The following is a 25,548-nucleotide window of genomic DNA, read 5'->3' as shown; positions in this document are numbered from 1 at the left end:
TCTTAATTTATTACCCAGTGCTTGTTATAAGGAACGGTCTTATGCGGATCGTAGTGCATTCCGGCTTGCGTCGGTATCTTTAGGATGTATGTACGTCCGCTTTTGTTCATCAAAGAAATGTCACGCAGCCAGGGATTTGCATCTTTCAGCTGGGCATAGGTGATACCTTTGCTTTTGGCGAATTGCGCCAGATTGGTTATTCCCGTAGTGACTTTCACTTCAGTGTATGGGATGGACGGATAAAGATGTTCACGTTTCAGTAAGAAACCGTATTGTTGCGGATTGCTGATAACAGCCTTTGCCGCCAGCAAACGGAACATATAGCGTGAGGTTTCCTCTACCAGCCAAAGGTCTGCCGCCCGGCTCACCATTTGTTTCTGTAACTGTGCGGAGATGCGTCCTTGTCCGGCATTGTAGGCAGCGGCTACGCAGAGCCAGTTACCATATTTGGCATAGGCCTCTTTCAGATATTTGCAGGCGGCTTTCGTTTCTTTTTCCACGTGATAGCGTTCGTCGATGTTATTGTTTACTTCCAAACCGAACTCACGTCCTGTACCGGGCATGAACTGCCACATGCCGGCGGCACCGGCGGGTGATTTGGCAAGCGGGTTAAGCGCGCTTTCTATTACGGCCAGATATTTAAAATCATCCGGTATGCCGTTTGCTTTTAATATAGGTTCTATAATAGGAAAATAGCGGTTTGCACGCTTTACGGTGAGCATCGTGGTGGAATGCATATAGGTGAACGACATCAGTTCGCGGTCCATACGTTCCCGGTGATCGTAGCGCAGCAAGTCCACTTCCTGTCCGGCAAAGGTAATCTTGGCGGGTACGGTAGGAGAGGTGACGCAGTAGGGCACTTCCGATTTAACGGATTGTTGTTCAGGATTCAGCACACTGTTGCCGAAGAGAAAAGGCAACGAAGCGCCTGTACACAGGGCAACGGTGGCTGTAAGTATCATATATCCGGCTTTTCTTTTCATCTTGGTCGTTTTTGGTTTATTGGCGTGAAGATACGAAATCAATTCTTTATAGGCAACCGTTCCCACAGCCAACGTGGAATCATTCGCCAAAAGAATACCAATAGGCTGTAACGTCCGTCAATTACCGCCACCCGTTTTTTATGTTTTAATGCCCGGACGATGTGTCGGGCTACTTCGTCGGCATGCATCAGCATCGGGTACTTGCCATTCCGCAGCAAGTCCGTTGCTACGAAGCCCGGACGGATATCGGTGAAGCGGATGTTGAGGCGCTGCATCCGCGAAAGTTGCGCCAAAGCGTCGATGTACGTATTCTGAAACCGCTTGGTGGCAGAGTAGGCGGGTGCTACACCCAGCCCCTTGGTGCCTGCTATGGAACTGATTACAGCGATATGTCCGCCACCCGTTTTTTTGAAATAGTCGAAAGCGGCGGTTACCATTCGGGTAAATCCTTCGACATTGGTACGTGTGGTGTTCAATTCTATTTCCGGTTCCAAGTCTCTGTTCTGATAACCCACACCGGAACTTAGGAAAAACAAGTCCATACCGCCTAGGCGGTCTACCAATCGGTTGAGATGCAGGATGGCATTATCCTCTGTCACATCAAGACATTGCATCTCTATCTGTTCGGGGTTGGTTTGCTGCATGCTCCGCAGGGCTTCTTCGCGCCTGCCGGCAATACCTATGCGCCAACCTTGCCGCACGAGTAAACGGGCTACTTCCTGACCGATGCCTGAGGTGGCTCCTATGATAATGGCTTTTTTCATGGGCAGAGATTATCCAATAACGGTTGCGACGATTTTTCTTCCGCCGCCACGATTGCGAAATTCACACAGATAGATACCTTGCCAAATGCCCATGTTCATCCGTCCGTTGGTAATGGGGATGGTCAGTTCTGCTCCCACAATGGTGGACTTGGCATGCGCCGGCATATCGTCGTCTCCCTCGCAGGTATGTTCGTAATAAGGTTCACGTTCCCTGACAAGGCGGTTGAAGATGGCTTCCATATCTGTCTGTACATCCGGGTCGGCATTCTCGTTGATGGTGAGTGCGGCACTTGTGTGCTTGATGAACAAATGTAATAATCCGGTTGGCGGCAACGGCGGCAGGTTGCGGGATATTTCTTCCGTAACCAGATGAAAGCCACGCTTGTGAGGGGTGAGGGTAAACTCTTTTTGTATTATCATATTTCTTTCCTGTTCTTTATTTCTATTCCGTTATGTCGCCGGCTGTACTTGGCAGGGAAACGTTACGGTAAACGTACTGCCTTCGTCTACGGCGGATATCACCTCGATTCTCCCGTTCATGTGTTCCACGATGGACTTGCAGATGGATAAGCCCAGTCCGGCTCCTTGTACGAAAGAATCCGTTTTTTCGAACCGTTCGAATATCACGCCGAGCTTTTCTTGAGGTATGCCGCGCCCGGTATCGGAGACGCTTATCCTCGCTTCGGACTGTCCCGTTTCGTATGAAATCTCGACATATCCCTGCGTTGTATTCTTCAACGCGTTCGATACGAGGTTGCTTAATACCTGCTTGATGCGCATCGGGTCCTGCTCTATCAGGCGGGGAATTGCCGGATAGCGGGTTTTGAGCGTTACGCCTTCGGGAACATTACGTTGACATTCGGTGCAGCTCTCGTCTATCAGGTCCGAGAGATTGAGCCAGACGGGAGACAGCTCTATGTGCCCGGCTTCTATTTTCGACAAGTCCAATACATCATTGATGATATTCAGCAATAACTCATTGTTGTGGTTTATCAGGGCTATATAGCGGCTGCGCTCCTCGGCGTCCTCTATGTAGGGCAAAAGACCGGAGAAACCGATAATGGCATTCAGCGGCGTGCGTATTTCGTGACTCATGTTGGCGAGGAAAGCGGATTTCAGGCGGTCTGATTCTTCGGCTTTCTCTTTGGCCAATATCAGCATGGCTTCCGTATCTTTGAGCCGGGTGATATCGTAGTTGATACAGATGAGTTCGATACAGTTCCGTTCGGGAGCGTACACTTTCACTATCAGGTTGACGTGCGTCCAAGAACAGTTGCCGTCTTGTCTGAGAATGCGTATCTCCTTGTTGAACTTGTTCTCTGTACCTTTTAGGGCGTTATCCAGAAAGCGGAGCATATCGTGACGGTCGTCGGGATGGATGTGGTTGTACACTCCGATGATTTCGGACAACGGTGTGTCCTCCTGTTCACCGACATTGATATACCAGCTGTGTTGGGCATATCCCTGCCGGGTGAGCAGATTGTAATGGGCATACCCTACTTTGGCATAGTTACCTATCAGTTCGAAGAAACTCTCGAATTCCTGTATTTTGTTGTAGGCTACGGTAGTCTCGGTCTTATCGGCATTTATCAGCAGATAGTTGGTAGGGACGTGCTTTTCGTCGTACAGCGTGGTTACTTTGGTCACGAGGTCTATCGTACCCGTTTTGGTCTGCGGGTCGTAGTAAGAGCCTACTTGCGCGAAGTCGTAGCGGAACGTGAAATCGGCGTTTTCATATTTTCTCAGTTTCTCTTTCATCTCTTGCGGAAATACGGGATTGTCGAAGATATTGACACCCAGCAGGTCTTCTTTCCGTCGCAAGTGGAACATTTCCAGTTCCTTGTCGTTGAGGTCTATCAGAACTCCGTCTATGTTGTAGAGTTCGATGCCCACCGGAAGGTTCTTGTAGATGTTGTGCAAAAGCCGTTCGCGTTGTTGCAACACCTGCGAGGCGGATGACATATAAGGGCCGTCCTGTATTTCGGCTATGCCGTAAATCTTGGTATGTCCTTTTTCATCGGTTTTCTGCATGCAGGCTTTACTGCGCACCCATACGGGGCCCTTTACGCTATCGAGCAGATAGACGGCTTCATTCATCTGCTGCATATTGTAAAAGGAATGTGAGGTGGTATGCGGTTGCTCCTCTTTCAAGATGCGTTTGTTGAAGTCTTCAAAGCTGATGTAACCGTCTTCTTTCAAACCCAGCAGGTTGGCGATGTATTCGGAACAGATATAACTCGCATCCTGCACGTCGGCTTCCCACCAGCCCATGTTGGCATTGCGCATTATGTCTGATAACAGGTTATAATCCTTTTTAGCGTCCATACAGGAATATTTAGAGTGATTGATATTCTTATTATATACTTGTATATGCTTACAAAAATAGATATAATTCGCAGAAATGAAAAGAAATGGGGAAGAGATATAATAAAAATACAATACAATAACAGTTATTACCAACCGTATGTTTGTTTTGTTATGCGGAGCCATGACATTATCTGTTTGCAGACAAGTATAAACTTACGCGTTCTTTGTGGAATGTGCGGCTCATAATAAGGTAGACTATGGTAAAAACAGCCGGAATATATGGCTTTTTAGCAGTCTGTTTGTAATTTATTCGGAGATAAGCGGTATCTTTGTTACCGTTTACAACGCTATTTACCCAACAAAACAAAGAATATATGGAAAAAGTTATTATCAACTCGTATGAGGATTTTGAAAAGCTGATAGGTCAGCAAATCGGTGTTTCGGAATATGTGGAGCTTACGCAGGAACGTATCAACCTCTTTGCCGACGCAACGCTGGACCACCAGTGGATTCACGTTGATACCGAGCGTGCCAAGACCGAAAGTCCTTTTAAGAGTACTATTGCGCACGGTTATCTTACCCTCTCCATGCTGCCGCATCTGTGGAACCAGATTATTGAGGTGAACAACCTGAAGATGATGATTAACTATGGTATGGACAAGATGAAGTTCGGCCAGGCTGTACTGTCTGGGCAGAGTATCCGTTTGGTGGCTTCCCTGCACTCGCTGGCAAACCTGCGCGGTGTGGCAAAGGCGGAAATCAAGTTTGCTATCGAAATAGAGGGCGAAAAGAAGAAAGCGCTCGAAGGTATCGCCATCTTCTTATATTACTTCAACTGATGACGCGTAAAATGATATGCCCCCAATGTAAAGTGGGGGCTTTTTTTGTCCTGAACGGCAGCGGAGAGCGTCTGCCCGTATATGTTTCCCGTGAGGGAGAGATTGTGCCCAAAGATCCTGAAGCTTCTTTGGAAGGGTATGATTTGACGGAAGTCTACTGTTTGTGCTGTTCCTGGCATGGCAGTCCGAAGCGTTTGCTGAAATATTGATGTATATACTCCTTCCATAAATGCTGGAGTGCCGCCGCAGGGTGATAGAGCAGCATTCGCGGCCCGGCATACCGCATCACCTCACGCATCCGTTCTTTCATGGCAGGCTTGTAGCAATGAATGGGGCAGAGCCTGCAAGTGTTCTTCTTCTCGCCAAACGGACAGCGGGACAGGCGCATGCGGGCATACTCCAGTAACTCGAGGCATTGCGGGCAAAGTTCTTTGTTGCCCTCTTTCTTGCGGCAGTAGAGACGGATCATCTGCTCTACGGTGCGTTGCTCTTGGGCGATGCGTGATGGGCGGGCGTTATTTTTACTCATTCATGCTGCGTTTTAGGTAAATCATATCTTTCAGTTGCTTGCCCGCTTCGTATATGGGATGGTCGTAGTTGTCCGTAAAGAAGTCGGGGATGCGGTGCGAATATGTGAATCCGCAGCTTTCATAAAAGGGAACGGTCAGAGGACTGTCGCCCGTACCCACGAGCATGGTTCGGCATCTGCCTGCATACCGCTTGAAAAGATATTCTATCAGTATCCTGCCATATCCCTGCCGTTGGAATCGCGGGTAGGTGGCAATGTTCTTTATCTCGAAAACATCTTCCGCTTCACGGGTAACGACACAGGCGGCTTTTATGTTGCCTGCCTCCGTCAGGACGAACATTTCGCCACGTTCCAGATAACGGTCTATCATGGACTCTTGTTCGTCGGCCAGGAGTAGGAGGTCGAGGTATTGTTTCTTGTTATGAAGAACAGGATATATACTTATCATATCGCTTTCATGGATTTACGTTGCAAAATTAATCTTTGCAGGGATACTACCAAACAAAAAACGAAGTGATACTGTTGATTAATCAGTGATAATTCGTGTAATAAGTATAATCCGTGCTTGCCGCGCATCATTTGCGGTGAACCATTAATACCTGAACGATTATGAATAAATTGAAAACTTCTTTATTGATTCTGATGCTTCTGGCATCTATATCCGCCTCTGCCGGTTATGCTCCCGACAGCGTGCAAATAGCTCTTAAAAAGATGTATCCCACAGCCGTTGGCATAGCCTGGTCGCAGGACAAGGCGTATTATGTGGCGGATTTTATGATGAATGGCTTCGATACCAAAGTCTGGTTCAACTCGGATGCGGAGTGGGTAATGAAGCAAACGGACTGGGAAACGCTGGATGAAGTGCCCGCCGCCGTGTTCAATGCTTTTGCCGCCAGCCAGTTTTCGGACGGGGTGGTGCAGAACGTTGTTTGGGTGCAGTTTCCCAAATGGCAACCCATCGTGGCCATACAAGTGGGCAAACCGAATGTGCAGATAAAATATCAGATATTGTTTACTCCGAAAGGCGAGGTCCTTCGCCAGCAGAATATCACTTACGCCTATAACACGCTTGGAGCAAGTACTTTCCTATAAACGGAAAGGGGTGTCCCTGTCCCGACAGGCGGGCATCTCATCCCGTCATTCGGTGTAAAAAATGAGCGGACTTGTTTTGTATGCTCTCCGTTTGCCTTATCTTTGCCGGAAAGAAAGACTGTATCTTATGAATCACGATGCTTTTCTGCAAGATGTTTACAGCGTTGTTGCCGCTATTCCTGCGGGACGCGTGGTGACTTACGGACAGATTGCCTATCTGGTAGGCAGACCTCAGTGTTCGCGTATGGTAGGACAGGCGATGCACAACGTGCCGGAAGATTTGCACCTGCCTTGCCATAGGGTGGTGAACAGTCAAGGCAGACTGGTACCGGGCTGGACGGAGCAAAGAGCGTTGCTGGAAAGTGAAGGTGTCCGGTTCAGGGCAAACGGTTTTGTAGATATGAAAAAGTCTCAATGGGAATTTATGAAAGAACAATAAACAAATGAATAACAATCGGAATATGAAATTTATAGGCGCGCATGTATCTGCCGGCGGCGGTGTGGAATTCGCTCCCGTCAATGCCCATGAAATAGGGGCGAACGCTTTTGCCCTGTTTACCAAGAACCAGCGCCAGTGGGTGGCGAAACCTCTGACGCGGGAAAGTATTGCTTTATTTAAGGAGAATTGCGGAAAGTATGCTTTGGATGCACGCTATATTCTTCCGCACGACAGTTATCTGATAAATCTGGGACATCCCGAAGAGGAAGGACTGGCGAAAAGCCGTGCGGCTTTTCTGGATGAGATGCAACGTTGTGAAGAGTTAGGATTGAAGTTACTGAATTTTCATCCTGGCAGTCACTTGAACAAGATTTCCGTTGAGGCTTGTTTGGATAGGGTGGCCGAATCCATCAATATGACATTGGGCAAGACGCAGGGCGTTACGGCGGTTATTGAGAACACCGCCGGGCAAGGCAGTAATGTCGGCAATGAATTCTGGCACTTGAAGCATATCATCGACCGGGTGGAAGATAAGTCCCGCGTAGGCGTTTGCCTTGATACCTGTCATACCTATACGGCGGGATATGATATTGTAAACGAGTACGATAAGGTGTTTGAGGATTTCGATAAGACCGTCGGTTTCGGCTTTCTTCGCGCTATCCACCTGAATGATTCCAAAAAGGCGTTGGGTACTCGCGTAGACCGCCATGATAGCATCGGGAAAGGACTTATCGGCATAGATTTCTTTGAACGTTTCATGAAAGATGAACGGTTCAACGACATGCCGATTGTGCTTGAAACTCCCGATGAATCACTTTGGGCGGAAGAAATCAATATGTTGCGTGGTTTTGAGGCGAACGTTATTGATTGACCTTAACGTTCTTCCATTCAAAATTAGAGATAATCTCTTTATCGCATTTGGCGTCCTTTGCCTTGATATTCAGATTCTCGAAAGTGAAATCCTTCAATTCGTACTGGTCGGACTTGCTGACGTTGAAGAATATGTCGCAACTCAGGTTGATATTGCGCAAAGTTACGTTGTTGGCACGTGAGAGGGGAATATCCTTACGGCCTTTGAGGTCGAAGAACTGTGTCCACGGTTTGATGAGCAGCATGCTCTTGGCATCGCCTGTGATGTCTTCCACCAGGATGTATTCGTAGTGTTGCGGCGTGTCGGGACGCATCTTCAGCCACAGCAGACGAGTAGCGTTGCTGATTTTGCAACGGCGGAGTATGATGTTGCGGTTGTGTATCGATTCACTGCCGCACGTCAGGCCGCTGTGGCAAAAACCATATGTACAGTCTTCTATGATGATATTGGTATTGCTGCCGTTATTGGCGTCTTTATCCGCCCACGGGCCTTTACCGCCTTTCAGGGCTACGGCATCGTCGTTAACGGACATATAGCAGTTCTTAACCAGTACGTTGCTGCATACATCGATGTCGATGGCGTCACTGCTCGGCGCTTTTACCGGAGCGGCGGGAGCGAAAATATGGAGATTCAGCAACTTGATGTTATTGCAGCGGTAGATATGCGTAGTCCAGAACGGAGAGTTCATGAGACGTACTCCGGAGATTTGCACATCGTTGCTGTTGGAGATGTAGAGCAGACGGGGACGCAACTCGTCCATGTTGGTGCATTTCGGGATGACCTGCCGGCGCAGCCAGAATGATTTCCAGTATCTATGTCCGTTACCGTTGATTGTGCCTTTGCCGGAGATTGTAAATCCGTTTACTTTGTCGGCATTGACCAGAGCGGCGAAATACTTCAGGCTTTGTCCTTCTATGCGGGTGTTGACAATGGCGAAATTGCTGATGTCGTCACTTCCTTTCAATACGGAACCTTCTTCCATATATAGATGTGTCCGGGGTTTGAAGAAGATTGAACCGCTGAGGAAAGTTCCTTTGGGGACAACAATGACACCGCCGCCGTTTCGGGCTGCCCGGTCTATTACCGCCTGTATCTTTTCTGTTTGGAGGATTGTACTGTCGTTTACTACACCATAATCGGTTATGGTATATTTCTGTCCCAGCGTTTCGATGTTTACGATTTCGTTTTGTCTGAACCAGTCGGGGATAGGCGTACCGTCGGGGAATTTCTCTTGTCCGAACGCTTGCAGACTGATAAATGCTGTAAATAGGAATGCAATGATTTTCATGGTTTCCGATAAATTTAAAATCAACTTATGAATTACGCTGCAAACATAAGAAACTTAGTGCAATGCCGGGCGAAAGGCGTTGATTTAAATTCTGTGTAAAATGACTTTTTAGACTGCCTTGAACACGCATTCCACCCGGTTGCCGTCGGGGTCGAGTACTACACTTTCAAAATATCCGTCTCCCGAGGTACGGGGCTCCCCGGCGATGGTATATCCGGCGCTGCGCAGTTGTTCCGTCAGGCCGAGAACTTCCTCTTTGCTGTTGAGTGCAAAGGCGAAGTGGGTCAGGCCGAGTCTGTTTTCTTCAATGGGAGTATCCCGTACATCGGTACGGCTCATCAGCTCCAGGTCGGCTCCGCTGTCGAAACGGATAAAGTAGGATTCAAATCCTTTTTGGGGATTGACGTACTTTTCATTGCCTGTACCTTTGAAGTAACGGATATAAAACTCTTTCATTTCTTCCAGACGAAAAGTCCAGATGGCGATGTGGTGTATTCTCATGAGTCAATCTGTTTTTGTGTTATGCGATATGGGTTTGTTTACGGCTTCCATTGCAGGTGCAATATGGGAAAAGGATTTCCCGCAGGGTCGGTTTCATCTCTTCCGATAAACCGGAAGCCCGTGTGCAGGTAGAATCGGTGAGCTGATTCGTTTTGCTCGTTGACGTCTACCTTATATATATGCTTTTCGTGGAGCGCGTATTGTATCAACTGCTTGCCGCAGCCTTTTCCTTGCTCCGCGGGATGTACAAAAAGCATTTCGATGAACTCATCGCTCAGTCCCATGAAGGCGGCGATTTTTCCTTCCCGGTTCCGGATGATGTAAAGCTCTACGGCTTGGAAGTATCGGTTTCGTACCAATGGTTTATAGAACTGTATGTTCTCTTCCGTCAGGAAATGGTGGGTGCTTCGTACGGAGGCTTCCCATACGGTGAGCAGCTCGTCATAGTCTTGCGGGGTGGGGCGGAGAATAGTCATTCTGATATGTATTGTTGTTTATTCCTGAACATTTGATTAAAAGTCTGCTTTTCGGCTGATTCTCACTTGCTTCCCGGTTATGGGATGGGTGAATTCCAGCGTCTCGGCATGCAGATACAGCCGTTCGGCTTTCTTTCCGTAGAGCTCGTCGCCGATAATGGGGCAGTGCAGTCCGAGCGGGTGGGCGGCGTGTACCCGAAGCTGATGTGTGCGTCCGGTACGTGGATAAAAAGCGATGCGGGTGCGGTTATCCCCGCGTTTCAATACCTCAAAGTCTGTTACGGCGGGTTTGCCATATTCGGCATGTACCATTTGCCGGGGGCGGTCAAGCGGATTCGGGCATAGCGGCAGCTCAACCGTTCCCGTATCTTGCGAAACCATTCCTTGAAGCAATGCTATGTAGCGCTTTTGGATACTGCGGTTTTTAAATTGCGCCTGCAGGTTTTGGTGAACCTGCTTGGTCTTTGCCACCACCAACAGACCCGATGTCGCCATGTCCAGGCGATGCACAATCAACGGACCGTCCGCGTCAGGATACCGTTCACGTACCACGCTGTAAACGGAAGCCGCATCTTCTTTGCCGGGAACGGACAACATGCCTGCCGGTTTATTAACCACCGCCAACCATTCATCTTCATAGATGATTTCCAATTCTTTCTTGTTGGACTGCAATTCTTTCAGCATCGGATTCTCGTCCACTTCAAGACCTTGCAGCATATGTCTCAAAATCGGTTCGCACTTGCCTTTGCAAGCCGGATAGTAATGTCCGTGATGCCGTATCTCTGTTTTGGGAGACTCTCCCCACCAGAACTCTGCCATTGCAATAGGCTTCCAACCATGCAGATAGGCTTGTTGCAACAGTTTGGGGGCGGCGCATTCACCGGCTCCTGCGGGTGGGGTTTTGTGTACGGTCTGCTCAAAGATGTCGCAAAGCGTCTTGACTTCTCCCCGGTGATTCAGCATTTTGAATTGTCCGAACAGTTTTTGTTGCAGAGCGGCGGAGCGCACCTTCCGTTCGGCTTTCAATGCCTGTATGCCGGCCTCGTGGGTGGAAACGGTTTGTTGTAAAGGGGCGATACGCTCTTTCCAGGCACGTTCCATACGTTTGTATTCCGCTTTCTGAAACTGGCTTTCACGTATCAGAGTGCTTTCTTCTTCGGGAGTGATTCGGCAATCGGGAGATAAGGCGGCCTGCCGTCTCCGTTCTTCCCGCCTCTCTTTGGCGGCTTTCATTTGCAGCCTGGCTTCTTCCAAAGACGCTCGGGCGGTTTGTTGCAAGGCGGTCAGTTGCTCAATCCGCCGTCTGTATGCTTCATCCTCTTCCAACTGTCTGATACGTACGTTGATTTGCGAGATTTGCTCTTCTTCTGTTTTGAAGAATCCTTGCGGTTGCAACAGGTCGTACACGGGCGGTACAAAGAAAGGATGCACGTTTTTGCCTGCCAGGATGCCCGAGAAAGCCGCGAGATATCCTATTTCGCCTTTGTCCGTCTCCACCACCAATACGCCGAACATTTTGCCTTGCGCCAACTCTTCTTTCCATCGGTCTTGTCGGCCAAGATAGTCCTGCACCTCTTTCACCGCCGCGATGCAGAGCGGATGCGGAGTGTAGCAAAAGGGGTAAGTAAACTTTTCCGGCAGCGGAATGTCTGTTACGGACGTATGGAAGGGATGCAGCATAACTTCTTCCGAATCGGTCACAACATCATCTTCGGCTTGTTGCGGCAGATGGCGCAGGTGTACAGATTTCTTTTTCTTTCCGTATTTACGTTCTCTTTCCCAGGCGGCCTTGCGTGCCAGGTATCGTTCGTATTGATTTTCCAGATAGTTGTCGGCCATAATCTGTTGTTTATAGGTTGTTCGGTTCGTATGGAAACTCCGGTAACTCTTTTACCGCCTGGTGGACAGTGAGAATTCCTGCCAGTCGTATTGTTGCCCGTTTCCGTCGGCTACGGCCACGCGTATGGTGATATCGCCCGTCTTTATCCGGTCTCCTGCGCTGATGTTGGCGGTATACTTCACGCCGTTGCGCGGAGCTATCTGTTCCACCATGACGGGCGGAGAAATATAGATGCGCTTCATGCCTGTAATTTCCGTCACCATAGGGACTACATTATATATTGTCTGATTCCCCTCGTTCATGATTTCAAAAATCACTTTGCTGCTTTCGCCGGAAGTGATTATATGGTCGCGGTCATCGTCGATGAAACGTATGTTTCGTATTCTCAGATTGTCGAAAACGGAGGGAGCGGGATAGGCTTCGGGCTTCGGCTTGCAGGTTTCCGTTCTTTCTATCCGATAGCTGTATTCTTCCTGTTTCGGGGCGGAGACGGCATTCCCAATGGCCGCTCCGGCAATGGTTCCGATAATTGTGCCGATGGCCGAGCCCCGATAACCGCCTCGCCAGCCGCCGTTATTGTCACCTATCAGACCGCCGATGGCACCACCGACATTTCCGCCGATGGCTGCACCCGCAAATATTGCGCCGGGGTCGCCCGACGCCATTTGGCTTGTGCCGCAACCGCTGCACACAGCGACTAACGCCAGAAATCCAACGAAACACTTCTTCATATCATTCAATTTTGTTTTATGATATACAAAGGTAGGGAAAGTATTGGAAGGTTATTCTGTTTTCTTACTTTTTACTTTTTTATTCAGTATCTTTATAATATCTACTCTAATTGCTTTCTGTAAACAGCGTCCAATGTGTTTCCGTCTTTGTCTTTCCAAACGCGCCACCCGTTATTGCAGCTGCCGGTGCAGAAGTCGGCAGCAGTACTCGGACTTGAAAAGGTGATGTCATGCTCGCTGTTATCGCGTATTCGTATCGCAAAGATAGAAAAAGAATTTTTATCCTTGTCATTTCAGCTCCTTATATGCTTCTTTTTTGTCCTGTTTCGTGTGTTGTTTCCCGTTTGCGTAGGGTGAACGGACGGCGTTGATATGGCCGACTGTTTGTTTGGATGCGCGAAACAAACTGTTTCCCTATGGAGAACACTTTGTTCGGTATGTTGGAACACTTTGTTTCAACGCACGGAACATTTCGTTTTATCGTATGGAAACAAAATGTTTTTATACGATAGAACAAAGTGTTCACCGCTGTGAACTAATCTGTTAGCTTACTTGTCGGATAAAATAGGCCCGCGTATTCCCCGGCATCCCTGCGGTACTCTACCAGCTATATTCCTCGCTGTAAGAATCGAAGGCCGGTTCTCCCTGGATGTTATACTGACGGAATATGCTGCGAATATATGCTTGGTCGTCGGGAGAGAGGTAAGACTCTTCCCGGTAGAAGCGGTAGTATTTTCCGCGACCGAAGTGGGCGATGAGCCGGTTTTTCAGCGTATGCAGATATTTGTACGGAACATCATCGAGCAAATGGCTGATGCCCCACGCCACATGTGCCTTTTGTGCCGACTGGAAGTAAGGACATTTGCTGCTGTCTGCCGGTATGCACAGTGGGTTGATGACGCGGATGGACGGATATTCGGGCGTGTCGCGGACAGCGGCAAGGCGGTGCAGGCAGGTTTCGGCTTTTGCGCATTGGGCGTTGAAGCAACGTGAGAAACTATAAGGTGCCAATGGCTTTTCTGATTGATGTTTCATATTTACAGGTATAATGATATAGCAGACAAAGGTAAGGCCTTTTTTCCCGGGAAGGAAAGGAAACAAATGAAAAGTTTTCTGCTATTTTTTATCCTTTTCTATTCTACTCAATCTATAAATACCTATATTTGGCCTGTTTTTGTAACCTTAGAGCAACTGTAGGATGTCTTTGTTTATACCACTAACACCGGATATGGATGATGAAACACTTTTCGCGCGGGTAGAGCGGGGAGACGTGGAGGCGTTTACCGTGGTCTATAAAAAGTACCATAAGCTGCTTTATGTACTGGCTTATCGCTACCTGATGAACAAGACCATGGCAGAGGATGCGGTGCAGCATGTCTTTACCCGTTTCTGGGAGTTCCGTTCGGAACTTCGCGTAGGTGTCAGTCTAAAGAACTATCTGGTGACGATGACGAAGAACCATATTCTTAATGTAATCCGCAATGAGAATACTGCCGTCGCAAAGAATTATGAGATAGCGCAAAGCACGCCCGAATATGAAGATACGCTGGTAGAGAATCTGGAGAAGAAGGAACTGATGTCATTGTTTTATCAAGCGCTGGACAAACTGCCGTCTCAGAAACGTGAAATCTGTATGATGAAAGTGCGTGATGAACTTACCAATCAGGAAATAGCGGAGCGCATGCATTTGTCGGTCAATACCATCAAGACCCATTATTCGGAAGCGTTGAAGTTGTTGCGCGCGCATCTGCATAAATTGCTAATATTTGTTACATACCTCACCCTGCTGAAGCATTTAAGTGTCTTTTTTATACTATGGATAATAAGATGATGAATAAACCCACCGAAGAACAGATACAGGAAGTACTTGCCGGAACATCTACTCCTGAAACAGCCCGTCTTGTCGCGCAATGGTTCGCTACGGATGAAGGAACGGCCTATTTGTCCCGAAGCATGGATTGTGAGGTGGAACAGGTGAAGCTTGGTTATGAAGAACTTTATGTGAACCATGAAATAGCGTCTGATGAATTGTTTGCCCGTATTCGCAGGAATATCCGCCGGAAGCGTATCCGCAGGATAGCTTTCCGTGCGGCTGCGGTATTGATTCCGTTTATTGTGCTGGCAGGCCTGTTTGTACAGTTGGACAAGCGGGTGGATTTGTTTGGCGGTTCCGGTTACGAAGAAATCTATGTGGCAAAGGGTGAGCGCCTGCAAATGATGTTTCAGGATGGCACACGCGTATATATCAATTCCGATTCCCGCTTGAAGTACCCCAGGAAGTTCGCGCTTTCCAGCCGCGAAGTCTATCTGGAAGGTGAAGCTTATTTTGTGGTATCTAAAAATCCGGACCGCCCTTTCATCGTTAATCTGAACGGGCCTGCCATTCATGTACTGGGAACTTCGTTCGATGTCAATGCCTATCCGGATAATAAAGATATTACCGTATGTCTGGATGAAGGGCGTATCGACCTTACGCTCCCCTCGGACAAGAAATATCCGGTGCAGCCCGGTGAACGGCTGGTGTACAACCGGGAGGACGACCGCTGTACCATTTCACGAAACAGTGACACCCGCTTTTCTTCTTTGTGGAAAACAAATGTAATCGCTTTCAGGGATGCTCCTCTGGCGGAAGTTATCAAGGTGCTGCATCGCTGGTATAATGTTGATTTTAAAGTGGAGAACCAGGACGCTTGGAATGTTTATTTCACGCTGACTTCCGAAAATACACTTCTTGAAAAAGTATTGCGTGATTTGGAGAAGATCGCCCCCTTATACTTTCGGTATGATGAGGCTGAAAAAGAGGTAATTGTCACTACAAAATAAAATTCAGCAAAAAAAAGAGATTTTCTCTCACCCGTTCCGGACTCTTGTGTGTCTACTTAGTATAAAGAGAATTTTATACTATTGCTAATCTAAAATTAAAGTTATGAAACACAAGATTCTGCTTGTACTGCTTTTTAGCTCTATGGCTTGTATTACGGCCACTGCTCAAAAGGTTTCAATGGATTTCCGGCAGGTGAAACTGGCGAAAGTCTTTGATGCCATTACTCAACAGACCGGACTGACGGTTGCATACAGCCGTCCTACGGTCAATCCCGATAAACTCGTTACTGTCCGGGCGGATAAAGAAGAACTGTCTGATGTACTGAACAGATTGCTGTCCGGCATGAACGTTGCTTATGAGATAAGCGGAAAGAAAGTCTATCTGAAAGCGAAAAACAGTTCGGAAGCTGCAGGGCAGGGTGGAAAGATGAAAAGGATTTCCGGTATCATCGTTGACGAAAAAGGCGAACCGGTAATTGGTGCGAGCATTGCCGTGAAAGGCACTTCTTTGGGAACGATTACGAATGTTGACGGAGAATATACATTGGCTGGCGTTCCCGAGAAAGCGGAAGTTGTCATCTCGTTTATAGGCTACAAGACACGGACTTTTTCGGCAGGGGACAAAGCGCTTGCCAATATAATTCTGAAAGAGGACAGTGAATTGTTGGAGGAAGTAGTGGTTGTGGGATATGGCGTGCAGAAGAAGAGCGACGTATCTACTTCCATATCTTCTGTGAAGGCGGAAGATATTGCCAAAACATCCGCTTCAGATTTTCGTCAGGCATTGGCGGGAAAAATGCCGGGAGTGCAGGTGACTACTCCAAGCGGTGATCCGGAAGGCAATGTCAGTATCCGCGTGCGTGGTATCAGCACTGTCAATGCCGGTAGCGATCCGCTTTATATCATTGACGGTGTACCGGTAGAACGTGGCTTCGCCAATCTTAATAATAATGATATAGAATCGGTGGAAGTGTTGAAGGATGCTTCGTCGGCAGCTATTTATGGCAGCCGCGGTTCCAATGGTGTTATTATTATTACTACCAAACAGGGGCAGACGGAAAAAGTGAAGATACAGTATGACGGTTATTATGGCATACAGAATGTATCGAAGAAACTGGATATGATGAATGCCTACCAGTTTGCGGAGTTTGCCAAGGACGGTCATGACAACGCCTATCTGGATGCCAATCCGGGAGTTTCGCCCGACGACCCGAACGGCATGCGTCCCAACTCGTGGGAACGTATTCCCACCGAACTGTTCCCTTACCTGAATGGCGACCGCGGATTGACGGACACCGATTGGCAGGATGCCATTTTTCGGACTGCCGGTACACAGAGCCATAATATCTCTGTTTCGGGGCGTGGGAAAACGGTCGGCTATTTTGTTTCGGCCAATTATTACGATAAAGAAGGTGTCGTTATCAATTCCGATTTTAAGAAATACAGTATGCGTATGAATCTTGACGGCCAGTACAAAAGATTCAAGTTCGGGGTTAATTTCTCTCCGTCCTACTCGACTTCCAACCGTGTGGACGCATCAGGTTCAGGCGGTGTTGTACAGTCTGCGTTGATGATGCCGCCTGTATGGCCTGTATATAATGCGGACGGAAGTTATAATTATCAGGGAAACGGTTATTGGAGAATCGGGAACGACTATCAACACAATGCCATATTGAACCCCGTCGCGATGGCCAATTTGCAATCCGACGTTGTAGACCGTATGGCCATTGTAGGAAAAGTGTTTGCTGAAATAGAGTTTTTTAAAGGGCTGACTTACAATATTTCTTTCGGTGGCGATTATTACGGCTCGCATAATGATACGTACCGTTCCTCGGAATTACCGTTGCTGGGACAGAAGTATTATGATACCAAATCCAATCCTGTTGCTTACAGCTCTTCCGGCTTTTATTTTAATTGGTTGATAGAGAATAAGATAAATTATAATACTACTATCAATGAAGACCATTCTTTAAATGTAGTGTTGGTTCAGTCTGCGCAGAAAGAAACCTATAAAGGAGATAATGTAACGGCCACAGACTTTCCGAATGATTATATCCAGACCATCTCGGGCGGTACGGTGACGAAAGGTAACTCCGATAAGACGCAATGGACCATAGCCTCTTATCTGGCACGCGCCCAGTATAGCTATAAAGGTAAATATATGGCTTCTGCCGCCATACGTGCCGATGGTTCTTCACGTTTCGGAAAGAATAACCGTTGGGGGTACTTCCCGTCAGCTTCGGCAGCATGGAGAGTCAGCGGTGAGGATTTCTTCCAAAACACTCAGGCGCTTTCTTTTATAGATGATTTAAAGATAAGGGCAAGTTACGGTGTTACCGGTAATTTTCAAATAGGCAACTATGACCATCTGTCGCTTATGGCAATCGATAATTATATACTTGGAACAAACAGCGGCCAACTCATTTATGGCTATAAGCCCAACACGATTAAAAATGAGGATTTGAGCTGGGAAAAGAATGCGATGATTAATGCCGGTATTGATATACAGATGTTTAAGGGGCTGCTGGGAGTTACGGTAGATTATTACAATACGAACACTTCCAATATGCTTCTGAATGTTCCTGTTCCTCATCTGACAGGTTATAGTACTGCGTTGATGAATATCGGTAAAGTGAATAACAGAGGATGGGAGATAGCTTTGACTTCTCAGAAGAATTTTACGAAAGATTTCGGATATTCGTTCAATGCCAATTATGCGACCAATACGAATGAGGTGAAGGCTCTTGGTCCCGGCAACGCTCCTATTATCTCTACCGGCAGCGTAGACCATGCTTATTATATCACTAAAGTGGGTGAGCCTATCGGCAGTTACTATCTGCTGGTGCAAGATGGTATCTTTTCCAATGAAGAAGAGCTGAAGAAGTATCCTCATTTCAGCAATACTCAGCCGGGTGATTTCCGTTTTGTAGATGTAGACGGTGACGGCGTGATGGATTTGGATAAAGACCGTACGATTGTAGGTAATTATATGCCTGACTTTACTTATGGTTTCGGTGGTAAAGTATGGTATAAAGGGATAGACTTGGATTTTAACTTCCAGGGTGTTTATGGAAATGAGATATTGAACCTGAACAGAAGATATATTGACAACATGGAAGGTAATGTCAATGGAACGACGATTGCTTTGGGGCGTTGGAAGAATGCTGATAATCCGGGTAACGGTCAGGTGAATCGTGCCAATCGTAAGTCAAAAGGCTACAACGGCAGAACTTCAACCTGGCATTTGGAGGACGGTTCTTACCTGAGATTGCAAAATGTGACTTTAGGATATACTTTGCCTCAAAGCTTGACTCGCCACTTCTTTGTCGAGAAGCTGAGAGTGTATGTGTCGGGACAAAATCTTTGGACATCTACCGATTACAGCGGATATAATCCGGAAGTTAATGCACGTCCCGGAAACTCACTCTCTCCGGGTGAGGATTATGGAACGTATCCACTGGCCAGAACGTTTTTATTCGGCCTGAATATAACTCTTTAATTATCCCTTTAATAGATATGAAATATGAAAAAATATAAACTTCTTCTAATAGCATCAGCCGCTTTTCTGTCGGTGTCCTGTACTGATAATTTTTTCGATTTGGAACCGAGCAGTAGTGTGCCTACGGATAAGATATATAAGACGGCCGAGGATTTTAATGTAGCGGTTATAGGTTGTTATTCAAAGTTGCAGACGCAGGTAAGCTATTTTAGCGAGTGCTGTGAATATCGGAGTGATAATCTGTATTTGAGCGCTCCCACTACCGGAACGCAAGATCGGTATGATATAGACCAGTTTTCCGATAAACCGTCGAATGGTATCTTGCAGGATGCATGGGCTAATTTTAATAATGGTGTGTACCGTTGTAATCTGGTGCTGGATAAAATAGATGGAGCGGATTTCGATGAAACGTTGAAAAAGCAGTATAAAGCTGAAGCCTTGTTTATCCGTGCCTTGACGTATTTTAATATGTACCGTTTATGGGGAGGAGTACCTATGACTGATAAAGTCGTAACCGTTTCTGAAGCGCTGGCGATCGGACGCAGTTCGGAACAACAGGTTTATGATTTTCTGACAGGTGATTTGAAGCAGATAATAGAAAATAATATGTTGCCTCAGTCGTACACAGGTACCGAAGTAGGGCGTATAACTTCGGGAGCTGCCAAAGCGCTGTTGGGTAAGGTGTATCTAACTTTCCATAAGTGGGAGGAAGCGAGGGATGTTCTGTCTCAGATTATAGGTAAATATAGTTTGATGTCTTCTCCGGACAAAGTATTCGATGTGGATAATGAAATGAATAATGAGGTCATTTTTGCAGTTCGTTTCAATAAGGATATAGAGGGTGAGGGGCATGGCTATTGGTTCTCCATAACCAATTTGAGCGATGATACCAACCAGACGGAAGCATTGAAAAAGTGTTATTCGGACGCTGATGATAAACGCAAGGAACTGATAGAATATACACAAGTGGAAAGCAAGGTCTTTGTGTTGAAAAAATTCAAGGATGTCAAGAGCGCCACTTATAATACGGTGGGTAATGACCAGATTGTTTTGCGCTATGCCGATGTACTGCTTATGTATGCCGAGGCTCTAAACGAAATAGAGTATAGCAACTCGCAGACCTCTGTTGCCATGAATGCTTTGAATGCGGTTCATACACGTTCATGCAGCTCTGCCATACAGATTGCAGAGCTTCCTGATAAGGATAGTTTTCGCAAGGCGATTATGTTGGAGCGTCAGCGCGAGTTCCCCTACGAAGGACATCGATGGTTTGACCTTGTACGAATGGGGGGCGCTAAAGAGGCCATGAAAGCGGAAGGACATGAAATTCAAGATTACCAATTCCTGTATCCTATTCCCAAAACGGAACTGGAACGTATCAATAATGAGAAACTTCTATGGCAAAATCCCGGATATTGATTCCTTGTTAAACTTAAAGAAACAGACAATGAAAAAAGTAATATATAGTTTATTTTTTGTCTTTGCGGCAGTTTTTACTGCATGTGAAGAAGAGCTGCCGAAGGCTAATTTTGATTTGTATGAATTGAAATCTTTAGAGGCAAGCGCCGGAGATATGAATGTAACTCTGACTTGGGAAGACTATGAAAACGCTCACCTATCCGAGTATCTGGTTATCTGGACTACCGGAGCCGCTGAGGATGATGGCGGACAGATGACAGTAGAAGCTGACAAGAAAAGTGTAGTTGTAGAGAATTTGGTGAATGACATGACTTATGGTTTTTCCGTACAACCTCGTTACGCAGGTGGGCTGGCCGGTAAAACGTCTGTAAATTGTACTCCCAAGAATGCACGTTATCCTGTTACGGACTTAACGGCTACTGCTGGTAATGAGCGGGTGCGGTTGAGTTGGACAAAACCTAATAGTGAACGTTTTACGAACTATCAGATAACTGTGAGCCCGAGTGGTAAGGTAATAACATTGGATGATACTTCATTGGAGTCTTATATCATTGAAGGATTGACTAATGATATGGAATATACTTTTAGTATGGTAGCTTCTTATCCTACGGGAAACTCTGAACCTGTTGAGGTTTCGGCTACTCCGGGAAAGGTTTCTCCTATTTTGGTTGATCAGTCTGAAAAGACGGAACTGACACTTTGGGAGCCTGTGACATTTACATTGAATGACATGTTTTTTATGGGAGGTGATGTACAGTCTGTAAATTGGGATTTTGGTGATGGAATGACATCTGTGGAACTAAGTCCAAAGCATGCGTATGGAGCTGTCGGTGATAAATATACTGTATCCGTAACCGTGACCTACACGGATGGCACTACTGACACGGGAAGCATGGATATTACAGTGGTGAATTATAAGTGGGATTCTATTAATTTGGAGTCTGGCAACTATAAAGGATATGTAAAAGTCTCTAATCCGGTATTTTCTTTAGATGGAAAAACAATGTATATTCCTACTTCAACTCCAGCAGGACATTTGTTTGCTATTGATGTAACTACTGGAAATATAAAATGGGTGTATGGTATTGACGCTATAACTTATGGTGGTGGTGCTTTGATAGGTGATGATGGAACCATCTATCAATGTGTGGAAAGTAAAGATATAGATAATGTTCATGCGATTAATTCTGATGGAACAAAGAAGTGGTCAATAAAATTGGATGATAAAATAGGTGCATTTCCTGCATTATCAGCTGATGGAACCGTGCTTTATTGCCTTACTAATGCTCCTACCTTATATGCGTTGAATATCGTTGATGGCTCTATTAAATGGAGAGTAGAAAAGTTAGATGATAGCAATAAAGGATGTGCCGTAGCTGTTGATAAAATGGGAAATATTTATGCGGGAACTAATGCCGCCATTTATTCCTTTACTTCGTCTGGAAATGAACGTTGGAATGGAAAAAATATAGCGTTTAAAATTACAGAGCGTGGTGCATTTGCTCTACATGGCGACTGTTTATATGCTACTACATTGGATAAAGGTCTAATTTCGGTGAATATGACGACTGGAGAAAAAAACTGGGATTATAAGAACACCGGTGGTAATGCTTATTTTCCGATAGTAGATAAAAATGGGGTTATTTACTTTACAGAAAAAGGAGTATCTGGTAAAGCATTGGTATATGCAGTGGAGCCTACTGGTTCTTTAAAGTGGTCAAAAGACATAGCTTCTGTATTAACTTACAATGGAGCGGCATTAAGTGCTGAGGGACTTTTGTTTTTAGGGAATAGTGGTGGTAAAAAAGTATGGAAGTTAGATACAAATGATAATGGAGAATTAACAGAAGTGAGAAATATAGGGCAGAATATTATGGCAGGAGTAACGATTGGAACAGATAAACGTCTGTACTTTGGAACCATTGGAAGCAATAATATAGGCTCCATAAAAGCTGTTGCAATAAATGCGTCTCCAGAACTATCCTCCTGGAGTATGCGTGGCGGTAACCTGCAAGGTACCAACCGTCAGAAGTAAATATGAATTTTAAAGATATAGAAAGTTTATGGACAATATAAGAAAAATAAAATATTTCCTTACCTGCTTATTAGCGGTAGGGCTCATGAGTTGCAGTAATGATAATGATGACATAACGACAGGATATGAAGGAATTCTTGATGACCTCTCGGAAGAAGTCAATGTTACAGTACAAGAATTGTGGAGTACGTCTCCACTTACTCTTGACGCAAAACGCACCGGAGCTTTAGCTAAAATACAAGGATATGCAGATAATTGTTTAAGTGATTACTTTTCAACTTTTCTGAGCGGATATGATCAGACTAGTGAAAATATGGAGAAAGCAGACCCTATATTAATATATTATCGTAGTGCATTTGATCGTGTTTTGGAGGATATTAAAAATTCTTCAGTAGAAGAAGGAACCGTTGAATTGTGGCAACTGTACAATATGGGATATGTGATAAAAACGTCATCGGGTTGTTTCGCCATAGATATTTCTCATCGTTGGGCAAAAGAGTTGGCTCCTTATATTGATTTTTTATGTGTGACTCATAATCATGCCGATCATTATAATAAGGAACTGATTCAAGCGATGTTTGACCTTGGCAAACCGGTTCTTTCGAACTATCTGCAAGATGAGTCGTATGAATATACCTCTAAAACTCCGACGGATTATACAATCGGTAACTTTGCTATTCACACCAGCATAACCGATCATAATAATTCCGGTTTATCCAATTTCGTAACAGTCTTTTATATAGATTGTGGTGAAGACACCGGTAACTTTACTTTGATACATACGGGGGATTCAAATTTTAAACCGGAACAATTTACTAATATTGCATCTCATGTGAATGTCCTGATTCCACGTTATGCACCGAATGCCTTGACCGAAAATAATATTATTGGTACAGGTTTGGGACAGACGCTTCCTGATTATGTATTATTGTCTCATATACTGGAACTTGCCCATGCAGATACCGATTCGTCCAGATGGTCTGTTGAAATGGCTTTGGAACGTGCCTCAAAGATAAACTGTGAACAGACGTATGTGCCTATGTGGGGCGAAAAACTGGTTTGGAAGAACGGAAAATTGAACTAATGAGAAAGTATATACTTATGACAGTGTTGTCTACATTCTCATTCATTTGCCATGCGCAACAGTATGAGGTGGGGACAACCACTGCCATTTGGAAAAATCCGGTGGCAGCAGACTTCAAGAAAGCAAAAGAACAGGGTGTTCATTATGTAGAAGTAGCTTTTAATCAGTGTTATCGGGGTGTTCCGGCGGAAGAAGTAATACCTCGTATTAAAATGATGAAGAGTAAAATTGATAGCGCAGGTATGCAGGTGTGGTCCGTTCACTTACCTTTTTCACGGGTATTGGATATTTCGGTTTTGGATGATTCGCTCCGTGAAGAGAATGTTCGTTTTATGGCACGGATGATAGAACAATGCAGGCATTTTAAACCTGCACGATTAGTTTTACATCCCAGTTCAGAACCGATAGCGGATAGTATTCGTGCACAACGTATAAAAAATGCACGGCATTCTATTATTTATCTTAAACCATATGCCGACCGTATAGGAGCACAGTTGTGTATTGAAAACTTGCCACGTACTTGTTTAGGAAATACGCCTGAAGAATTGTTAAAACTCATTCATGATATTCCCGGTGTAAAAGTATGTTTTGATACAAATCATTATACGAAGGGTTCCACAAGGCATTTTATGGAGGTATTAGGTCAATATGTAGGAACAATTCATGCTTCGGATTTTGATTTGGTGAATGAGTGTCATTGGCTTCCTACTCAAGGGAAAATAGATTGGCAAAACTTTATGAGAGATTTGCGGAGTAACGGATATCAAGGAGTGTTTATGTATGAGGCAATGAAAGATTGCGATTATAACAAAATACGCCCTGTTCCATCCCGTATTCGTGAAACTTTTGAAAAGATAATAAGCGGTGTACAGTAAACTTATTAAAAAGAAACATATTATGAAAAGATTATATTGGTTTTTCTTATTGTTTGTTTTCACCCAGTTATGTTGGGGACAGAACAAAGCTGATGAAATTAGAAATACTTTTTTGAATGACAATCTATCTCAACTTTTAGTTGTTGCTCATCGTGGGGATTGGCGTAATGCTCCTGAAAACTCTTTGCAAGGAATTCAGAACTGCATTGATATGGGAGTGGATATGGTAGAAATTGATTTGAAAAAAACAAAGGACGGGCATCTTGTCTTGATGCATGATAAGCTGATTAATCGTACCATGAACGGGAAAGGGCGTCCTGAGGATTATACATTGGCAGAATTACAAATGTTGAGACTGAAGAACGGTGCCGGTTGTAAAACTCGTCATCGGATTCCTACCTTTGAAGAGGTAATGAGATTGTGCAAAGGTAAGATAATGGTGAACGTGGACAAGGGTTATGATTATTTTAAAGATGCTTACGCCATCCTTGAAAAAACAGGTACGGTGGACCAGTGCGTCGTGAAAACCGGTTTGCCTTACGAACAGGTCAAGGCGGAGAATGGCGATGTACTGAATAAAATGATTTTCATGCCTGTGGTGAATTTACATAAGGCGGATGCGGAAGCCGTTATTGACAGCTATCTTACTCACATGAACCCTAAAGCCTTTGAGCTGGTGTTTAATAATGATGGTCCCGAAGTACAGCGGTTGATAAAGAAAGTGCGTGATAGTGGTGCAAAAATCTTTATCAACAGCCTCTGGCCCGAACTCTGTGGCGGACATGATGATGACCGCGCCGTGGAACTGTGTCAACCGGATGAGAGCTGGGGATGGATAATCGGTCAGGGAGCCCGCCTGATTCAGACTGACCGTCCCACCCTGTTACTGGAATATCTAAGAGGCAGGAATTTGCATGAATAAAGATTGAGTGTTATGTTTAAGTCTATTATTGATTTTTACAGGGTATCGCAAGCGAAACCCTGTAACGGCGGAGCTTTGTCCTCCAACTCGCTTTCCGGTAATTTCCGGCCTGAGGATAGACGGCGTTTGAAACGTTTGCAATGGTCTACTTTTCTTGCCGCCACATTGGGTTATGGGATGTATTACGTTTGCCGTCTGAGCCTTAACGTCGTGAAGAAACCGATAGTGGAT

The 25,548-nt window shown here is 45.6% G+C and carries 25 protein-coding genes and 2 pseudogenes; 14 read left to right on the top strand and 13 right to left on the bottom strand.

Going from position 1 to position 25,548, the window contains the following annotated elements; translation table 11 throughout:
- Positions 1-2 precede the first annotated feature (2 nt).
- Genes BHV73_RS03540 through BHV73_RS03525 form a run of 4 tightly spaced genes read right to left on the bottom strand, consistent with a single transcriptional unit; the run spans position 3 to position 4,072 of the window.
- The gene (locus BHV73_RS03540) at positions 3-983 is read right to left on the bottom strand and encodes a lytic transglycosylase domain-containing protein (RefSeq protein WP_087413580.1); all 981 of its coding nucleotides are present in this window, start codon (positions 981-983) and stop codon (positions 3-5) included.
- A 38-nt stretch (positions 984-1,021) separates the two neighbouring features.
- The gene (locus BHV73_RS03535; RefSeq protein ID WP_087413579.1) at positions 1,022-1,747 is read right to left on the bottom strand and encodes an SDR family NAD(P)-dependent oxidoreductase; all 726 of its coding nucleotides are present in this window, start codon (positions 1,745-1,747) and stop codon (positions 1,022-1,024) included.
- Positions 1,748-1,756: 9 nt separating this feature from the next.
- The gene (locus tag BHV73_RS03530) at positions 1,757-2,167 is read right to left on the bottom strand and encodes a secondary thiamine-phosphate synthase enzyme YjbQ (protein ID WP_087413578.1); all 411 of its coding nucleotides are present in this window, start codon (positions 2,165-2,167) and stop codon (positions 1,757-1,759) included.
- A 30-nt stretch (positions 2,168-2,197) separates the two neighbouring features.
- Positions 2,198-4,072 carry a PAS domain-containing sensor histidine kinase gene (locus BHV73_RS03525; protein ID WP_286736559.1) on the bottom strand — a complete coding sequence of 625 codons (1,875 nt, stop codon included), beginning with the start codon at positions 4,070-4,072 and terminating at the stop codon, positions 2,198-2,200.
- Between the two features lie 356 nt (positions 4,073-4,428).
- Here BHV73_RS03525 and BHV73_RS03520 point away from each other — a divergent pair, with 356 nt between their 5' ends.
- Both BHV73_RS03520 and BHV73_RS03515 read left to right on the top strand, forming a co-directional pair.
- A complete protein-coding gene (locus BHV73_RS03520) occupies positions 4,429-4,893 on the top strand; it encodes a MaoC family dehydratase (RefSeq protein WP_009121312.1) in 465 nt (154 codons plus the stop codon).
- Positions 4,893-5,102: a hypothetical protein gene (locus BHV73_RS03515; protein ID WP_087413577.1), complete on the top strand. Its 210-nt coding sequence runs from the start codon at positions 4,893-4,895 to the stop codon at positions 5,100-5,102. The genes BHV73_RS03520 and BHV73_RS03515 overlap by 1 nt, the downstream gene beginning before the upstream one ends.
- Here the strand turns inward: BHV73_RS03515 and BHV73_RS03510 are convergent.
- Both BHV73_RS03510 and BHV73_RS03505 read right to left on the bottom strand, forming a co-directional pair.
- On the bottom strand, positions 5,048-5,422 hold the full coding sequence (locus BHV73_RS03510) for a nitrous oxide-stimulated promoter family protein (protein WP_195621713.1): 375 nt from the start codon (positions 5,420-5,422) through the stop codon (positions 5,048-5,050). The two genes, BHV73_RS03515 and BHV73_RS03510, sit on opposite strands and share 55 nt — an antisense overlap.
- Positions 5,415-5,870: a GNAT family N-acetyltransferase gene (locus BHV73_RS03505; RefSeq protein ID WP_087413575.1), complete on the bottom strand. Its 456-nt coding sequence runs from the start codon at positions 5,868-5,870 to the stop codon at positions 5,415-5,417. Before BHV73_RS03505 ends, BHV73_RS03510 begins: the two co-directional genes overlap by 8 nt.
- Positions 5,871-6,031: 161 nt before the next feature.
- Here BHV73_RS03505 and BHV73_RS03500 point away from each other — a divergent pair, with 161 nt between their 5' ends.
- The 3 genes from BHV73_RS03500 (at position 6,032) to nfo (ending at position 7,824) form a co-directional block, all read left to right on the top strand.
- Positions 6,032-6,514 carry a PepSY-like domain-containing protein gene (locus BHV73_RS03500; RefSeq protein WP_009121316.1) on the top strand — a complete coding sequence of 161 codons (483 nt, stop codon included), beginning with the start codon at positions 6,032-6,034 and terminating at the stop codon, positions 6,512-6,514.
- A gap of 127 nt (positions 6,515-6,641) precedes the next feature.
- Complete coding sequence (locus BHV73_RS03495; protein WP_039950471.1) at positions 6,642-6,953, top strand: MGMT family protein; 312 nt, start codon at positions 6,642-6,644, stop codon at positions 6,951-6,953.
- 22 nt (positions 6,954-6,975) lie between these two features.
- Positions 6,976-7,824 carry a deoxyribonuclease IV gene (gene nfo, locus BHV73_RS03490; protein WP_286736549.1) on the top strand — a complete coding sequence of 283 codons (849 nt, stop codon included), beginning with the start codon at positions 6,976-6,978 and terminating at the stop codon, positions 7,822-7,824.
- Here the strand turns inward: nfo and BHV73_RS03485 are convergent.
- From BHV73_RS03485 to BHV73_RS03455, 7 genes and pseudogenes are all read right to left on the bottom strand, one after another.
- Positions 7,814-9,112, bottom strand: a complete 1,299-nt coding sequence (locus BHV73_RS03485; protein WP_087426583.1) for a rhamnogalacturonidase — start codon at positions 9,110-9,112, stop codon at positions 7,814-7,816. The genes nfo and BHV73_RS03485 overlap by 11 nt on opposite strands.
- 108 nt (positions 9,113-9,220) lie before the next feature.
- Positions 9,221-9,613, bottom strand: coding sequence for a VOC family protein (locus BHV73_RS03480; protein WP_009121320.1), 393 nt, complete (start codon positions 9,611-9,613; stop codon positions 9,221-9,223).
- 38 nt (positions 9,614-9,651) lie between these two features.
- Complete coding sequence (locus tag BHV73_RS03475) at positions 9,652-10,089, bottom strand: GNAT family N-acetyltransferase (protein ID WP_286736541.1); 438 nt, start codon at positions 10,087-10,089, stop codon at positions 9,652-9,654.
- Between the two features lie 36 nt (positions 10,090-10,125).
- On the bottom strand, positions 10,126-11,769 hold the full coding sequence (locus BHV73_RS03470) for an RluA family pseudouridine synthase (RefSeq protein ID WP_196053241.1): 1,644 nt from the start codon (positions 11,767-11,769) through the stop codon (positions 10,126-10,128).
- 210 nt (positions 11,770-11,979) lie between these two features.
- Entirely contained in the window at positions 11,980-12,660 is a 681-nt protein-coding gene (locus tag BHV73_RS03465; RefSeq protein WP_009121323.1) for a hypothetical protein, read from the bottom strand.
- A 101-nt stretch (positions 12,661-12,761) separates the two neighbouring features.
- Positions 12,762-12,890, bottom strand: a pseudogene (locus tag BHV73_RS03460) (DUF4357 domain-containing protein); the annotation flags it as partial.
- A gap of 370 nt (positions 12,891-13,260) precedes the next feature.
- Complete coding sequence (locus BHV73_RS03455; RefSeq protein ID WP_039950473.1) at positions 13,261-13,695, bottom strand: DUF6078 family protein; 435 nt, start codon at positions 13,693-13,695, stop codon at positions 13,261-13,263.
- 163 nt (positions 13,696-13,858) lie between these two features.
- On the opposite strand from BHV73_RS03455, the gene BHV73_RS03450 reads away from it, so the two are divergent.
- The 9 genes and pseudogenes from BHV73_RS03450 to BHV73_RS03410 form a co-directional block, all read left to right on the top strand.
- Positions 13,859-14,491, top strand: coding sequence for an RNA polymerase sigma factor (locus BHV73_RS03450; RefSeq protein WP_087426581.1), 633 nt, complete (start codon positions 13,859-13,861; stop codon positions 14,489-14,491).
- Complete coding sequence (locus tag BHV73_RS03445; protein WP_370762169.1) at positions 14,491-15,483, top strand: FecR family protein; 993 nt, start codon at positions 14,491-14,493, stop codon at positions 15,481-15,483. Before BHV73_RS03450 ends, BHV73_RS03445 begins: the two co-directional genes overlap by 1 nt.
- Positions 15,484-15,586: 103 nt before the next feature.
- On the top strand, positions 15,587-18,982 hold the full coding sequence (locus BHV73_RS03440) for a TonB-dependent receptor (RefSeq protein WP_009121328.1): 3,396 nt from the start codon (positions 15,587-15,589) through the stop codon (positions 18,980-18,982).
- A gap of 24 nt (positions 18,983-19,006) precedes the next feature.
- Positions 19,007-20,401 carry a RagB/SusD family nutrient uptake outer membrane protein gene (locus tag BHV73_RS03435; protein WP_286736530.1) on the top strand — a complete coding sequence of 465 codons (1,395 nt, stop codon included), beginning with the start codon at positions 19,007-19,009 and terminating at the stop codon, positions 20,399-20,401.
- 28 nt (positions 20,402-20,429) lie between these two features.
- Positions 20,430-22,436 (top strand): outer membrane protein assembly factor BamB family protein, encoded by a 2,007-nt coding sequence (locus BHV73_RS03430; protein ID WP_286736528.1) that lies wholly within the window; start codon positions 20,430-20,432, stop codon positions 22,434-22,436.
- A 28-nt stretch (positions 22,437-22,464) separates the two neighbouring features.
- On the top strand, positions 22,465-23,520 hold the full coding sequence (locus tag BHV73_RS03425) for an MBL fold metallo-hydrolase (protein ID WP_087426577.1): 1,056 nt from the start codon (positions 22,465-22,467) through the stop codon (positions 23,518-23,520).
- Complete coding sequence (locus tag BHV73_RS03420; RefSeq protein ID WP_195501031.1) at positions 23,520-24,395, top strand: sugar phosphate isomerase/epimerase family protein; 876 nt, start codon at positions 23,520-23,522, stop codon at positions 24,393-24,395. The genes BHV73_RS03425 and BHV73_RS03420 overlap by 1 nt, the downstream gene beginning before the upstream one ends.
- Positions 24,396-24,417: 22 nt before the next feature.
- Positions 24,418-25,317 (top strand): glycerophosphodiester phosphodiesterase family protein, encoded by a 900-nt coding sequence (locus BHV73_RS03415; RefSeq protein ID WP_087413607.1) that lies wholly within the window; start codon positions 24,418-24,420, stop codon positions 25,315-25,317.
- Positions 25,318-25,329: 12 nt separating this feature from the next.
- Positions 25,330-25,548, top strand: a pseudogene (locus BHV73_RS03410) (MFS transporter); the annotation flags it as partial.

Origin of the sequence: Bacteroides sp. 44_46 (assembly GCF_001915465.1) — a bacterium.
GTDB lineage: Bacteria > Bacteroidota > Bacteroidia > Bacteroidales > Bacteroidaceae > Bacteroides > Bacteroides clarus.
Note: the sequence above shows the minus strand (reverse complement) of the source record. Positions and strands in the feature narration are given on the sequence as shown.

What these genes read in the sequence shown, in the direction of transcription:
- BHV73_RS03540 (WP_087413580.1), bottom strand. Translation starts at nt 983, where the DNA reads ATGAAAAGAAAAGCCGGATATATGATACTTACAGCCACCGTTGCCCTG.
- BHV73_RS03535 (WP_087413579.1), bottom strand. Translation starts at nt 1,747, where the DNA reads ATGAAAAAAGCCATTATCATAGGAGCCACCTCAGGCATCGGTCAGGAA.
- BHV73_RS03530 (WP_087413578.1), bottom strand. Translation starts at nt 2,167, where the DNA reads ATGATAATACAAAAAGAGTTTACCCTCACCCCTCACAAGCGTGGCTTT.
- BHV73_RS03525 (WP_286736559.1), bottom strand. Translation starts at nt 4,072, where the DNA reads ATGGACGCTAAAAAGGATTATAACCTGTTATCAGACATAATGCGCAAT.
- BHV73_RS03520 (WP_009121312.1), top strand. Translation starts at nt 4,429, where the DNA reads ATGGAAAAAGTTATTATCAACTCGTATGAGGATTTTGAAAAGCTGATA.
- BHV73_RS03515 (WP_087413577.1), top strand. Translation starts at nt 4,893, where the DNA reads ATGACGCGTAAAATGATATGCCCCCAATGTAAAGTGGGGGCTTTTTTT.
- BHV73_RS03510 (WP_195621713.1), bottom strand. Translation starts at nt 5,422, where the DNA reads ATGAGTAAAAATAACGCCCGCCCATCACGCATCGCCCAAGAGCAACGC.
- BHV73_RS03505 (WP_087413575.1), bottom strand. Translation starts at nt 5,870, where the DNA reads ATGATAAGTATATATCCTGTTCTTCATAACAAGAAACAATACCTCGAC.
- BHV73_RS03500 (WP_009121316.1), top strand. Translation starts at nt 6,032, where the DNA reads ATGAATAAATTGAAAACTTCTTTATTGATTCTGATGCTTCTGGCATCT.
- BHV73_RS03495 (WP_039950471.1), top strand. Translation starts at nt 6,642, where the DNA reads ATGAATCACGATGCTTTTCTGCAAGATGTTTACAGCGTTGTTGCCGCT.
- nfo (WP_286736549.1), top strand. Translation starts at nt 6,976, where the DNA reads ATGAAATTTATAGGCGCGCATGTATCTGCCGGCGGCGGTGTGGAATTC.
- BHV73_RS03485 (WP_087426583.1), bottom strand. Translation starts at nt 9,112, where the DNA reads ATGAAAATCATTGCATTCCTATTTACAGCATTTATCAGTCTGCAAGCG.
- BHV73_RS03480 (WP_009121320.1), bottom strand. Translation starts at nt 9,613, where the DNA reads ATGAGAATACACCACATCGCCATCTGGACTTTTCGTCTGGAAGAAATG.
- BHV73_RS03475 (WP_286736541.1), bottom strand. Translation starts at nt 10,089, where the DNA reads ATGACTATTCTCCGCCCCACCCCGCAAGACTATGACGAGCTGCTCACC.
- BHV73_RS03470 (WP_196053241.1), bottom strand. Translation starts at nt 11,769, where the DNA reads ATGCTGCATCCCTTCCATACGTCCGTAACAGACATTCCGCTGCCGGAA.
- BHV73_RS03465 (WP_009121323.1), bottom strand. Translation starts at nt 12,660, where the DNA reads ATGAAGAAGTGTTTCGTTGGATTTCTGGCGTTAGTCGCTGTGTGCAGC.
- BHV73_RS03455 (WP_039950473.1), bottom strand. Translation starts at nt 13,695, where the DNA reads ATGAAACATCAATCAGAAAAGCCATTGGCACCTTATAGTTTCTCACGT.
- BHV73_RS03450 (WP_087426581.1), top strand. Translation starts at nt 13,859, where the DNA reads ATGTCTTTGTTTATACCACTAACACCGGATATGGATGATGAAACACTT.
- BHV73_RS03445 (WP_370762169.1), top strand. Translation starts at nt 14,491, where the DNA reads ATGAATAAACCCACCGAAGAACAGATACAGGAAGTACTTGCCGGAACA.
- BHV73_RS03440 (WP_009121328.1), top strand. Translation starts at nt 15,587, where the DNA reads ATGAAACACAAGATTCTGCTTGTACTGCTTTTTAGCTCTATGGCTTGT.
- BHV73_RS03435 (WP_286736530.1), top strand. Translation starts at nt 19,007, where the DNA reads ATGAAAAAATATAAACTTCTTCTAATAGCATCAGCCGCTTTTCTGTCG.
- BHV73_RS03430 (WP_286736528.1), top strand. Translation starts at nt 20,430, where the DNA reads ATGAAAAAAGTAATATATAGTTTATTTTTTGTCTTTGCGGCAGTTTTT.
- BHV73_RS03425 (WP_087426577.1), top strand. Translation starts at nt 22,465, where the DNA reads ATGGACAATATAAGAAAAATAAAATATTTCCTTACCTGCTTATTAGCG.
- BHV73_RS03420 (WP_195501031.1), top strand. Translation starts at nt 23,520, where the DNA reads ATGAGAAAGTATATACTTATGACAGTGTTGTCTACATTCTCATTCATT.
- BHV73_RS03415 (WP_087413607.1), top strand. Translation starts at nt 24,418, where the DNA reads ATGAAAAGATTATATTGGTTTTTCTTATTGTTTGTTTTCACCCAGTTA.